Consider the following 12,125-nt stretch of genomic DNA (forward strand, 5'->3'; position numbering starts at 1 on the left):
GCCACCTGAACAAAAACCGGACTTTTCCGGTGCCTTTAACCTATTTCTCATGACCACTCGCCGTATCTTTTTCACCCGGCTCGCACTGGATGCCCGCATTGGTATCCTGGAGCACGAACTGCGCGCCACCCAGCCCCTGCATATTGATGCAGATATAGACATGCACGTTGACCAGCAGGTTAATGACCATGATATTCGCAGTGTGCTCGATTATCGTAAGCTGCGTGAAGCGATTATCGAAGAGTGTACGCGTGCTCATGTTCATCTGGTAGAAACACTGGGCGACATGGTAATACAGCGCCTTCTGAACGATTTCCCCGAGGTGTTTCGCGTACGTCTGCGTATCGGCAAACCCCTGGCGTTCTCCGATTGCGCTGCGGTCGGCATTGAAGTTGAAGCGAGCCGCCAGTAGCGCGCTGCCCTATTCTTTTTGGACCTGTACACGTCACGATCATGACTTCCGTTGCCACTTCCAGCCATCAGGCTGCCCTGAAACAGCGCCAGCACGAAAACAAGCTGACCAAACGCATCATGCGCGAAGCAGGTACTGCTATCGTCGACTACAACATGATCGAAGACGGCGACAAAGTAATGGTGTGCCTGTCGGGCGGCAAAGACTCGTACAGCATGCTGGATATTTTGCTGACGCTGCAAAAACGTGCGCCGATACATTTCGATATTATCGCAGTGAATCTGGACCAGAAGCAGCCCGGCTTTCCGGCTCATGTTCTGCCCGACTATCTCACCGAACTGGGTGTGCCGTTTCATATTGAAAATCAGGACACCTATTCCATTGTTAAACGCCTGATCCCGGAAGGCAAGACCACCTGTTCACTCTGCTCCCGCCTGCGCCGCGGCATTCTGTACCGCGTTGCCAGCGAACTGGGCGCCACCAAGATTGCGCTGGGGCATCACCGCGATGATATTCTGGCCACCTTTTTCCTGAACCTGTTCTACGCGGCCAAACTCAAGTCCATGCCACCCAAGCTGGTGTCCGATGACGGTCGGCATACGGTGATTCGCCCGCTGGCCTATATCGCGGAAAAAGACCTGATTGCCTATTCCGAACTCAAGCAATTTCCCATCATCCCCTGTAACCTTTGCGGTTCCCAGGAAAACCTCAAGCGCCAGGAAGTGGCTCGCATGATTGCCGCGTGGGAAAAGGAAAGCCCCAAGAAAGTCTGGAATACCTTCAAGGCCCTGTCATCGATTGCGCCTTCACATCTGATGGACCGCAATCTGTTTGACTTTGCCGGCCTGCGGCCAACCGGTGTTGCCGATGAGAACGGCGACAAGGCGTTCGACGCCGAAACGTTTGCCGATGCGGTCGATACCCCCGATGCCGATGCAGACGCCGACGTCGTACAAGGCGCTGCGAGCCATGACGATCGTCATAACACCCCATCCAGCCAACGCGCAGACACACCGGCGGCAGGCACCCTCACTGCCGGGAACCCATCGCGCGCGCGCACGATTCGCATTCAATCACTGTGAGGCATTCCATGTCAGACTCGACATTACTGCATGCACCACTGGGAAAAGAAACCCGGTATGCCGACCACTATGATCCAGCGTTGCTGTTTCCCATTGCCCGTGAGGCCGGGCGTGCGCATCTGAGCCTGCAGCCGCCACCGGCCTGGTATGGCGCAGATATATGGAACGCCTACGAGCTGTCCTGGCTGAACCCAAAAGGCAAACCGCAAGTGGCCCTGGCCCGGTTTGGTTTTCCTGCCAGCAGCACGCATATTATTGAATCCAAATCATTCAAACTGTATCTGAACTCATTCAACCAAACGCCGATGCACGATAGCGACGCTGTTCGTGCCTGCATGCAGCAGGACCTGAGCGCCGCGGCCGGCGGGCCGGTCGAGGTCACGCTGTTTGCGCCGACAAACTTTGCTGACCAGACGCTGGGCGAGCTGGAAGGAACGCTGCTGGATACGCTGGACATCGACATCACCATTTACGCTCCGGACGCCGGCTTGTTGCAGGCCGACCCCACACAGTCCAGGCACGAGACGCTGCGCACGAATCTGCTCAAATCCAACTGCCCGGTCACCGCTCAGCCAGACTGGGGCAGCCTGCAAATTGAGTACACCGGCGCCGCCATTGATCACGCTTCCCTGCTTAAATATATTATTTCCTATCGTGGCCATAACGGATTTCATGAGCAATGCGTAGAACAGATCTTCTGCGATATCATGCAAAGGTGTGCGCCCGAAACCCTGACCGTGTATGCTCGTTATACGCGTCGCGGCGGCCTGGATATCAACCCCTGGCGCAGCACACAGGCCGATTTCATTGCCCCTGATGCACGCAACGCACGTCAATAATCCCACTCTCCATAAAAGCTGGTCGTATCTATGAAACAACCGCCCTATGTCAGCGTCTCTGCCGCGTTCAGTAAAGGCATCGCAACCCAGATGCGCCCTTCCATGCTGTTTGCCATCGTGTTGCCGTTTGTGATTGCCCTTATCACAGCGGTGATATTACTGGTGTTCGCCTGGGGTCCGCTGGATAACTGGCTGGATAGTACCGCGATGAATTGGGGCTGGTTCCAGTCTACGTCAGCGCGCCTGTCGGGCTGGGGGTTTGCCACCATGAGCGACTGGTTCACCGGCGTACTAACCTTTGTGGCTCTGCTCGCGGTCAGCGGCATCGCCGGGCTGGCGGCCGCAGCCATTCTGGTCATGCCCATGGCCCTGAAAGTGATTAGTGAAGGCAGCTACCCCGAGCTGCAGAAAAAAGGCGTTAACGCCACGATCACCAGTCTGGCCAATACGATCAAGGTGAGTGCGATTTTCGTGATTGGCTGGCTGGTTACATTGCCGCTCTGGCTGATTCCCTTTGCAGGCATTGCGCTGTCGCTGTTCTGGGGTGCCTATGCGTTTTCACACATGACCCGGCTGGACGCGATTGTTGAACACGCCACCCTTGAAGAACGGGTCTACGTGCTGCGTCATTACAGTCGTGGTTTCTGGCTGATCGGGCTGGTTTGTGCAGCGATTGCACTGATTCCGTTTGCCGGCTTTATCATGCCCGTCTTTTCAATCCTGGTGTGTACCCATTACGGATTGATGGCCCTCAAAGCGGTACGCGCCCAACCGCCAGAGGCGCTTGCTGAAAACAGTGCTGCCCAGGCAAAACGCCTGCCCTGACAGCACCGCACACTCAGGACTCGAAGGCGCCCGCCTGCTCCAGTACGGTTTTGAGCTCGCCGCTTGCGTACATTTCGCTAACGATATCTGAACCGCCAATGAATTCGCCCTTCACATACAACTGGGGAATAGTGGGCCAGTTGGAAAACTGCTTAATGCCTTCACGTACTTCCTGATCGTCCAGCACATTCACAGTAACCAGTTTTTTTACGCCGGATTCACGCAAAATCTGGATGGCCTTGCCAGAGAAGCCGCATTGCGGAAACTGAGCCGTGCCTTTCATGAACAGCACAACGGGGTGTTCTGTAACGGTCTCGCGGATAAAATTCTGTACTTCGCTCATTGTATTCACCTGTGTCAGCATTGAAAGAAACCAGTTCCATCATCTGGCCATCTCTCAAAAGAGTTTAACGCTAAATAGTAAAGCACCCGCCGGAAATGCGCTCAATACCGGATAAATCATTGCGGGATTCAATATTCTTAAAACCAACCTTGGCCAGCATATAGCGAACCTGCTCGGCCTGGTCCCAGCCGTGCTCAATCCACATCCAGCCGCCATTGGCCAGATACGCCCTGGCGCCGGCAATAATGCGGCGGATGGCCGCCAGCCCATCGGCATAATCGGTCAGCGCCATGGGCGGCTCAAAACGCAGATCGCCCTGCTGTAAATGGGGATCATGGCGCTGAATATAAGGGGGATTGGACACAATCAGATCGAAGGCCTGTTGCGGAATCCCATCATACCAGTCGCTTTCCAGAAAACGCACATGCGCGGTCCGATGCTTTTGCGCATTACGCCGCGCCAGCGCCAGGGCATCGGGGCTCTTGTCTGTTGCCAGCACCAGTGCCCCAGGGCAGAAACGGGCAATAGAGACGGCAATCGCGCCGGTCCCGGTACCCAGATCCAGCACATTGGCCCGCGGATTGTCGCGCACATAATCAATCGCGGTTTCCACCAGCAGTTCGGTTTCCGGACGCGGGATCAGCGCGGCAGCAGTTGTCTCAAACGTCAGGCCCATAAATTCACGCGCGCCCATGATATAAGCCATAGGCTCGCCGCTTAAGCGCCGTTCTATCAGCGCTCGAATCTGCACAACCTGCTCATCACTTAACGGATCACGGTCATGTGCAATCATCCAGGAACGCGTCACGCCAAGCGTGTGACCAATCAGCATCCGGGTCTCAAGCGGCACAAGGCCACTGGTTCGCGTCAAAGATTCAATCGTAATGGCCAGCGCCATCCCTGCTCCTTCTACTCCTGCCGGTATTGCACCGGCCGAATGATGTCATCAATAGTCAGTATTGCATTTGTATTTACAGCGAATCATCACCCAGGGCAGCCAGCAACTCCGCCTGTCTCTCGGCAATGAGTGCGCCCGTCAGCTCGTCCAGCGAGCCTTCCATGATTTGTGCCAGTTTATACAAAGTCAGATTGATTCGGTGATCCGTGACCCGACCCTGAGGATAATTGTAAGTGCGGATCCGCTCGGAACGGTCCCCCGTACCCACCAGACTCTTGCGCTCGGCCGCCTCTTTCTGCTGTTGTTTCTGGCGTTCGATATCGTTAATGCGGGCCGCCAGCACACTCATGGCGCGCGCCTTGTTCTTGTGCTGTGAGCGGTCATCCTGGCACTCGGCAACAATGCCGGTTGGAATATGCGTAATGCGTACTGCCGAATCGGTTTTATTAATATGCTGACCACCCGCGCCGCTGGCACGGAAGGTATCGATGCGCAGATCAGCCGGGTTCAGCGCCACTTCCGAGATCTCGTCGGCCTCGGGCAAAATGGCCACCGTGCAGGCCGAGGTGTGTACCCGCCCCTGCGATTCGGTCTCGGGCACCCGTTGCACACGATGCGCACCGGACTCGTATTTCAGTCGTCCATATACGCCATCGCCATCAACCCGGGCAATAATCTCGCGGTATCCGCCCATTTCCGATTCGTTCTCGGAAATAACCTCTACTTTCCAGCCCTTCTGCTCGGCATAGCGACTGTACATGCGGAACAGGTCGCCGCTGAAAATAGCGCTTTCATCACCGCCGGTACCGGCACGCACCTCAAGAAAAACACTGCGACCATCATCCGGATCGCGGGGCAGCAATTGCACTTGCAATTGTTCTTCCAGTTCCTCCAGACGCTCTTTGGCCAGCTTTAACTCCTCTTCAGCCATGTCGCGCAGTTCCGGATCTGACGACATTTCGATCGCTGCGTGCAAATCGGCTTCAGTAGACTCATAGCTGCGAAACAACGCAACCACCGGATCGATTTCCGAGCGTTCACGCGACAATTTGCGAAAGCGGTCCATATCGCCAGCGATTTCAGGTTCGGCGAGCAAGGCATCCACCTCAATCAGGCGCTGCGAGATTTGCTCCAGACGGGAGCGCATTGATGATTTCATAAAGAATGTGGGAAGAATACGGCGTGTTCAGGAAAAAGGCGACGCCAACTTAGTGCCGCCGCCAATTAATAGCGGGCAAGAGCACCGCTAATGGCTGGAATCCTGATACGGAAAGAGACGTGGCAGCATATCCATGAGCGCGGTACGATCCTCGCCCTGACTGCGGTTGAGCGCGACCATAGGGGCGTGCAGGTACTTCTGGGTCAGGCTACGGGCAAACTGCTCCAGCACCTGATCGGCGTTTTCGCCCTTGGCCAGCAGGCGGCGGGCCCGATCCAGCTCGGCCTGCACAATAGCATCGGCACCCTGGTTCAGATTGCGAATAACCGGCACGACAGCGCGTGAATCCATCCAGTGCATGAAATTCTGCACGCGGCTGTCGATAATGGCCTCTGCCTGAACCACGGCGGCCTGTCGCGAATCACTGGCCATTTGCACATAACGGCCCAGATCATCAACGGAATACAGATAAACGTCGTCCAGTTGCGACACCTCGGGTTCGATATCACGCGGCACAGCCAGATCTATCATAACCATCGGCATATGGCGACGCGCTTTGGAGGCCTTTTGCACCAACCCCAGACCCAATATGGGCAGGGAACTGGCCGTACAGGACACCACAATGTCAAAATCGGCCAGACGCTCAGGCAGGTCTGCCAGCTTCATGGTCTTGCCGTCGAACTGGGACGCAAGCGTTTCAGCACGCTCACGCGTGCGGTTGGCTACGACCATACAGGAGGGCTTTTGCGCGGCAAAATGGGTGGAGCACAGCTCAATCATTTCCCCGGCGCCAATAAACAACACCCGGGTTTTGGACAGATCGCCAAAAACCCGCTGCGCCAGCCGAACCGAAGCTGCAGCCATAGACACCGACTGGGCACCGATGGCCGTTTGTGTGCGTACTTCCTTGGCGACCGAAAAGGTTTTCTGGAATAACTGATGCAATAACGTGCCCAGAGAGCCGGCATCGCTGGCCGCCCTGACGGCGGTTTTCATTTGCCCAAGAATCTGCGGCTCGCCCAATACCATGGAATCGAGCCCACTGGCCACACGGAAAGCGTGGCGCACGGCCAGGTCCTTGTTGTATTGATACAAATGCGGACGCAGCTCATTGGCTTCCAGCGAATTGAAATCTGCCAGCCATGAGGGGATGTGCTCAGCCACTTCGGGCTGGGCCGCACAGTAGATCTCGGTGCGATTACAGGTAGACAGAATTGTGGCTTCCTGCACCCGGGCGCCAAACGCAGAGCGCAAGCCGTCTAGCGCCGGTCGCAGCAGCTGTTCGGGCATGGAAACCCGCTCGCGCACTGACACTGGTGCCGAATGATGATTCAAACCGAAGGTAAGAACGTCAAGTGACATGGCCGTAATATCTTGAATTTTCTTTTTTGATCTGGTAATGCATCTAATTATAGACCTTCCCGCAGCTGTTTTTAAATATTTATGTCAAAAAGACTGCGAAATATATACACAAGCCAAAAACTAGTGTATTATTTCGTTCTTTGTTGGCCAGGTAGCTCAGTCGGTAGAGCAGAGGATTGAAAATCCTTGTGTCGGCAGTTCGATTCTGCCCCAGGCCACCAAAAACCGCTTTATGTAAATTAGCCGCTTCTTTTGAAAGCGGCTTTTTTATTGCCTGAAACATTAATGTCTTCAGATACTTGCCGCTTACTAGGCCCACCATTGGCACAATGGCTGTCACAAGAATAGGCAGGAACTGAATAGGGTTGACCCCAGCCAGACTGTAGCCTGATCGTGCTCGACACGGTGGTTCACCACGGCACAGTTTTCCCTTCACGATCGAGATATTGCAGCCCTGGTTTTCCCTGCTGTGAAAGCATCACATTCACTACTTTCGGAATGCTTTCTTCGATGCTTAGCGGCGCTTCAATCCCCCCCAGATCGGTACGAACCCAGCCTGGTGCTAATAACAGCAAGGTACGTGATTCTCCGGTATGGCGAGCGGCGTAACTACGCATGTACATGTTAAGTGCCGCCTTGGAACCACGATATACCTCATGTCCACCGTTCGTATTGTTGCTCACGCTGCCCTGTCCTGACGACATAATACCGATGGTACCTGATGCAGGCACCAGGTCTTGTAAGCTTTCAATGACGCGTAGAGGACTCAACGCATTCGTCACCATGATTCGTTCAAATTCCTGGGTTGATAACTCTGCGATACTCTCGTTCTGATTCTTGTTGGCGGTACCGGCATTATGGAAAAGTATATCTAAAACCTTGTTAGATAGACGTTCCCGAAGCGCTTTAATCTGCTGCTGGTCAGTGACTTCAAGCTGTTCAATCTCCACACCCTCTGGATTTTTATCCGCCAGCTCATGTAACAACGTTCTATCTTTGCCGCGCACGGTGCCGATGACATGCCACCCCTTCGTCAAAAATTCCGCAGCCATAGCATAGCCAAGACCTCGTGATGCACCGATGATCAGAATGGTTTTTTGCGTCGATAAATTTTTCATATTTAATACTCTCTTCTGTGACACCGACGCTGCACTTGCAACTTCCGGCATAAGATGGCTGCGAATGTGAGGGTTTCAACATTTTTCATGATAAAGATTCCATTCAGATATAGGGCGAAAGCCAAAGTTCTTTCGATGTGCAGACAATTCTATTCCAGGGAGACATAATGCGGAAGACGCATAGTTTGCATTTATAATTTGCACTAAACGCCCTACCTGCTTTTCAAAATGGAATATCTGAAGTATGGTTGAGCCCGACCTGAATTTACTCATCGCACTTGATGCACTAATCTCTGAAGCCAATGTCACTCGCGCCGCGCGCCGTCTGGGATTAAGCCCTTCGGCGATGAGCAGAACGTTGACTCGCCTTCGCGCAACGACAGACGATCCTTTACTGGTTCGAGCAGGGCGTCAGATGGTATTGACGCCCTATGCTGAAAATATACGTGGCAGCACCCAAGACACAGTCTCAGCAGCGTTGGCCATACTTCGCCCCTCTGCGGCATCGCTTGATTTATCCAAACTGGAAAGAACTTTTACGATCAGAACGAACGAAGGTTTTGTTGAGGTTTTCGGTGCTGCGCTTATCGCCTCAACGGCGACAAGAGCGCCTTTTGTTCGCCTTTGTTTTTCAGCAAAAGAAGAAAAAAGTGCAAAACATTTACGCGAAGGTCTGGTAGATCTCGAAATTGGTGTTTTGGGAGAAATGGGTCCGGAAATTCGCTTGCAAGCTCTGTTCAGAGACAGATTCGTCGGTGCGGTGAGAAAAGGGCATCCCCTGCTTGAGCCGAAAAATAGTATCACTCCCGCAAAGTATGCGGCATGTCGCCATGTCATTACTTCCCGTCATGGACTCATATGCGGCCCTGTAGACAAGGCACTGGCTGAATTAGGCCTAAAACGGAACATTGCCGCTGCTGTGCCGAGTTTTCCTGCAGCAATGGCCGTGGCAATGTCATCAGATTTGGTGGCACTCGTGCCCTCTTCCCTTCTCCTAAACCGGGGTAGTAATAATGAAAACGAGACGGCGACAACAATCCGCTCGTTCGAACTCCCGGTAAAAACCCAGGAAATAACCATATCGCAAATGTGGCATCCACGATTAGATGCCGACCCGATCCATCGCTGGCTGCGGCAGCATGTATTGGAAGTTTGCCAGCAACAAATGCAGCGTATCAATAAAACCCTATGACCTATACGTCGGTCATAAATTAAGGTAGAAACAGAAATGTGTGATTGGTACGCAGTCTATCTTCGGCGCAATCAATTTGATCGTTGCCGACAGCGATGGATACTCACCACGGTGTTCCAGCACCATGCGTACGGTGTGCTCACGCACTTCAGAGGGAATTACCTGAACTAGTGACCTGACAAAAGTCCGTAATAAGGCGAGTTACCCGTTATTCCCGCGCCGCGTTAATTACTATTCAACCTTCAAATTAATCTGCTTCACGAGTTGTCCGAATTGCTTCACTTCGTTGTCTATGCGCTTAGCCAGTTCATCTGGCGTTCCACCCATGGGCTCGATTCCCTGGTCTATCAGTTTTTTCTGAAATGCGGTGTCGTTAATAATCTCATGCATACCTTTGTTGAGCGTTGCGACAATCACCGCCACGCTATGCACAAACTTACGGACACCATCCATCGCATCCTGTGCCATGCTATGATGCCCACAACAGCGAATTCTCAGATATCTCACTAATTCGACAAGGTTGTGACTGTCGATCCCTTGAACCTGCCAAGGTCAGATATTGAACTTTGACGAAATGCTTCGCGCATATCAACTAACGACTCGTACACTGATAGCCGTCTTTGAAAAGGGTGATGCCATCACGCTCCGTTTCGATCTTTACAACGACGATGACCCGGTACGCTGTCAGGAAGGGATGGCGTATCTACTTGACGTCACAGTCCAACGCAAGCAGTTTCGAATAGATGTTGGTACAACGAAGCTTCTGCACGAGACTTTCTCGGGCGATATTCTCCGCGCGGAACCCGTCGATGGTGTACTTTGCCTGGTCGCCGACTGCTCTTTTTACGTCACAAAAGAACGCGAAGTCATTGAGATTACGCTCACCGGCAATATGGTTGAGATCAAAGAACACCCTCCAGCGAAATACGTCTAAAGCGCCAATCAATACAGGACAAGATCAATAAAATTCTAGACCGATCTAGTCGCTGAATATATCAATGCCACTTCACCTTATCCGAGCTTGACTGCTTACCCAACAGCGCAATCTGGTGGTATCAAGGCAATTGTGCAGCAGCTTGTTGCACAATTGAGGTATTCGGCCACGCCTGAGCAAGGCCGCGCAATGTGGGATCACCGGACGGTTACTTCGATTCTGCCCCAGGCCACCAAAAACCCGCTTTATGTAAATTAGCCGCTTCTTTTTGAAAGCGGCTTTTTTATTTTCAGGCCTGTGAGCTGATATGGACTAGTTATGGTCCCCAGCAAAAAGCGTCACATATCTGTTGAAAATAAAGACCCTATTTCTTGTCTGTCCAGTTAATTCCTGCAAAATCTCTAATTTTTCAAAATCGCTTACTAAATCATTGGCCGCTTTATAGCTGACCCCAATGAACTCTGAAACTTGCTTTACATCCCCAATTGGGCTTTTAAACAGCCGACTTAGCAATATCATGGCATTCGCACTACGTTTACCTAATTCATTTCCTCCCAGGTCCATTCCGTATTTATTTTAGAAGGCAAAAAATATTTATATCCTGTCGGGTGATTCATAAAATTTCCCGATTTATATAATTCAAGCTTCATTAAACATCCCAACGGCAATAATGGTTTTAGGTCCCCCGCTGAAAGCACCTAAGTTATATGCTGGTGCGCCGGTTACAGCATCGCCCGCTACCAAAATAAAATCATCATTCCCCGATGCGCTGAAGAAGCCATACCTATAAAAAGACCGACTCCGGCAATAAGGATGTTTTTATACAATTCGCTTGTCCTTTTGAGGATGCGGTTCTAAAGTGAGTATTTGGAACGATAATATTATATCCGTCGGCAAAATCAGCGCTCCCAGGCCAGGCGATCAACAGAAGCATGGTTTCGGGAAAATCGCTTACTTTACATTTTTCTGAATGCAAGCCACCCGTCTAACGCACGCCAGCGGCCAAAATATGAAAAAATAGATCGTTACCTACTGCGCCATTAAAAAAATTAAATAACATTGCCCACCCACTCATGGATTCATCATCACAACAAGCCTTTATCAAAAAGGCGGCCGCGCTCATCAGCGAAGCTGACGGTCTGCTTGTTACCGCCGGCGCAGGCATGGGGGTAGACTCCGGGCTGCCGGATTTCCGCGGTGCCGAGGGCTTTTGGCGACATTATCCGGCGTTACGCGCTTCGGGCATTTGTTTCGAAGAGATCGCCTCGCCTGTTTATTTTCCAGACCATCCGGCGCTGGCATGGGGCTTTTATGGCCATCGGCTGGCCCTGTATCGCGAGACCACGCCACACGCCGGGTTTCAGGTTCTGCGGCAGATTGCATCACACATGCCCAATAATGCATTTGTGTTTACCAGCAATGTGGACGGCCAGTTCCAGAAAGCCGGCTTTGGGACGGACCAGATTGTGGAGTGCCACGGCTCGATTCATTATTTGCAATGCATTGAGATCTGCGAACAGGACATCTGGCCGGCTGACGATTTCAAACCACAAGTAGATACCCAAAAATGCCTGTTGCTGAACGAGCCACCGCGCTGTCCGCATTGTGGTTCGCTGGCGCGGCCGAACATCATGATGTTCAATGACTGGCATTGGGTGGATGCCCGCAGTCGCCAGCAACATCTACATCTGCAGACATGGCTGCAAAAAACCAAACGCCCCGTCATTGTTGAACTGGGCGCGGGAACGGCTATTGCCACCGTGCGCTACTTTGGCGAACGCCAAAAGGCACCGATCGTTCGCATTAATATGCACGAAGCTGCCATAAAAAAATCGGCGCGGAACGTGTCGCTGTCCATGGGTGCGCTAGAGGCGCTCAGTCAGATCCAAAGCGCTCTGGACGATATGGGTTATTTTGGCAAAACAAAGCCCTGATTTTTTCTTATGACCAGACGACGCCGG

14 protein-coding genes and 1 tRNA gene are annotated in these 12,125 nt (G+C 52.6%); 8 read left to right on the plus strand and 7 right to left on the minus strand.

Annotated features, from left to right (window positions below; translation table 11 throughout):
* Nucleotides 1–49: 49 nt before the first annotated feature.
* From folB to MIM_RS19595, 4 genes are read left to right on the plus strand one after another with little or no spacing between them, the layout of a single operon-like run.
* Nucleotides 50–412 (plus strand): dihydroneopterin aldolase, encoded by a 363-nt coding sequence (folB, locus tag MIM_RS19580; RefSeq protein WP_025374459.1) that lies wholly within the window; start codon nt 50–52, stop codon nt 410–412.
* A 41-nt stretch (nt 413–453) separates the two neighbouring features.
* Nucleotides 454–1,494 carry a tRNA 2-thiocytidine(32) synthetase TtcA gene (gene ttcA / locus MIM_RS19585; protein WP_025374460.1) on the plus strand — a complete coding sequence of 347 codons (1,041 nt, stop codon included), beginning with the start codon at nt 454–456 and terminating at the stop codon, nt 1,492–1,494.
* 8 nt (nt 1,495–1,502) lie between these two features.
* On the plus strand, nt 1,503–2,333 hold the full coding sequence (gene queF, locus MIM_RS19590; protein WP_025374461.1) for an NADPH-dependent 7-cyano-7-deazaguanine reductase QueF: 831 nt from the start codon (nt 1,503–1,505) through the stop codon (nt 2,331–2,333).
* 30 nt (nt 2,334–2,363) lie between these two features.
* A complete protein-coding gene (locus MIM_RS19595) occupies nt 2,364–3,158 on the plus strand; it encodes an EI24 domain-containing protein (RefSeq protein WP_025374462.1) in 795 nt (264 codons plus the stop codon).
* A 13-nt stretch (nt 3,159–3,171) separates the two neighbouring features.
* On the opposite strand, the gene grxD is transcribed toward MIM_RS19595, so the two are convergent.
* The 4 genes from grxD to hemA all read right to left on the minus strand — a co-directional run bounded on the left by grxD (nt 3,172) and on the right by hemA (nt 6,920).
* Nucleotides 3,172–3,501, minus strand: a complete 330-nt coding sequence (gene grxD, locus MIM_RS19600; protein ID WP_025374463.1) for a Grx4 family monothiol glutaredoxin — start codon at nt 3,499–3,501, stop codon at nt 3,172–3,174.
* A gap of 70 nt (nt 3,502–3,571) precedes the next feature.
* On the minus strand, nt 3,572–4,399 hold the full coding sequence (prmC, locus tag MIM_RS19605; protein ID WP_025374464.1) for a peptide chain release factor N(5)-glutamine methyltransferase: 828 nt from the start codon (nt 4,397–4,399) through the stop codon (nt 3,572–3,574).
* A gap of 73 nt (nt 4,400–4,472) precedes the next feature.
* A complete protein-coding gene (prfA, locus tag MIM_RS19610; protein ID WP_025374465.1) occupies nt 4,473–5,558 on the minus strand; it encodes a peptide chain release factor 1 in 1,086 nt (361 codons plus the stop codon).
* Nucleotides 5,559–5,645: 87 nt separating this feature from the next.
* Nucleotides 5,646–6,920, minus strand: coding sequence for a glutamyl-tRNA reductase (hemA, locus tag MIM_RS19615; protein WP_025374466.1), 1,275 nt, complete (start codon nt 6,918–6,920; stop codon nt 5,646–5,648).
* Between the two features lie 145 nt (nt 6,921–7,065).
* Here hemA and MIM_RS19620 point away from each other — a divergent pair.
* A tRNA-Phe gene (locus tag MIM_RS19620) sits at nt 7,066–7,141 on the plus strand.
* Nucleotides 7,142–7,330: 189 nt separating this feature from the next.
* On the opposite strand, the gene MIM_RS19625 is transcribed toward MIM_RS19620, so the two are convergent.
* Complete coding sequence (locus MIM_RS19625; RefSeq protein WP_025374467.1) at nt 7,331–8,038, minus strand: SDR family oxidoreductase; 708 nt, start codon at nt 8,036–8,038, stop codon at nt 7,331–7,333.
* Between the two features lie 244 nt (nt 8,039–8,282).
* On the opposite strand from MIM_RS19625, the gene MIM_RS19630 reads away from it, so the two are divergent.
* On the plus strand, nt 8,283–9,230 hold the full coding sequence (locus MIM_RS19630) for a LysR family transcriptional regulator (protein WP_025374468.1): 948 nt from the start codon (nt 8,283–8,285) through the stop codon (nt 9,228–9,230).
* A 231-nt stretch (nt 9,231–9,461) separates the two neighbouring features.
* On the opposite strand, the gene MIM_RS19635 is transcribed toward MIM_RS19630, so the two are convergent.
* A complete protein-coding gene (locus tag MIM_RS19635) occupies nt 9,462–9,698 on the minus strand; it encodes a tripartite tricarboxylate transporter substrate-binding protein (RefSeq protein WP_042070604.1) in 237 nt (78 codons plus the stop codon).
* Between the two features lie 91 nt (nt 9,699–9,789).
* On the opposite strand from MIM_RS19635, the gene MIM_RS19640 reads away from it, so the two are divergent.
* The gene (locus MIM_RS19640) at nt 9,790–10,164 is read left to right on the plus strand and encodes a hypothetical protein (protein WP_144084695.1); all 375 of its coding nucleotides are present in this window, start codon (nt 9,790–9,792) and stop codon (nt 10,162–10,164) included.
* A 312-nt stretch (nt 10,165–10,476) separates the two neighbouring features.
* Here the strand turns inward: MIM_RS19640 and MIM_RS19645 are convergent, their stop codons facing one another.
* Complete coding sequence (locus MIM_RS19645) at nt 10,477–10,728, minus strand: hypothetical protein (RefSeq protein ID WP_025374471.1); 252 nt, start codon at nt 10,726–10,728, stop codon at nt 10,477–10,479.
* 509 nt (nt 10,729–11,237) lie between these two features.
* Here MIM_RS19645 and MIM_RS19650 point away from each other — a divergent pair.
* Nucleotides 11,238–12,098, plus strand: a complete 861-nt coding sequence (locus tag MIM_RS19650) for an SIR2 family NAD-dependent protein deacylase (RefSeq protein WP_025374472.1) — start codon at nt 11,238–11,240, stop codon at nt 12,096–12,098.
* Nucleotides 12,099–12,125: the final 27 nt, after the last annotated feature.

The sequence above is a fragment of the Advenella mimigardefordensis DPN7 genome, assembly GCF_000521505.1.
GTDB lineage: Bacteria > Pseudomonadota > Gammaproteobacteria > Burkholderiales > Burkholderiaceae_B > Advenella > Advenella mimigardefordensis.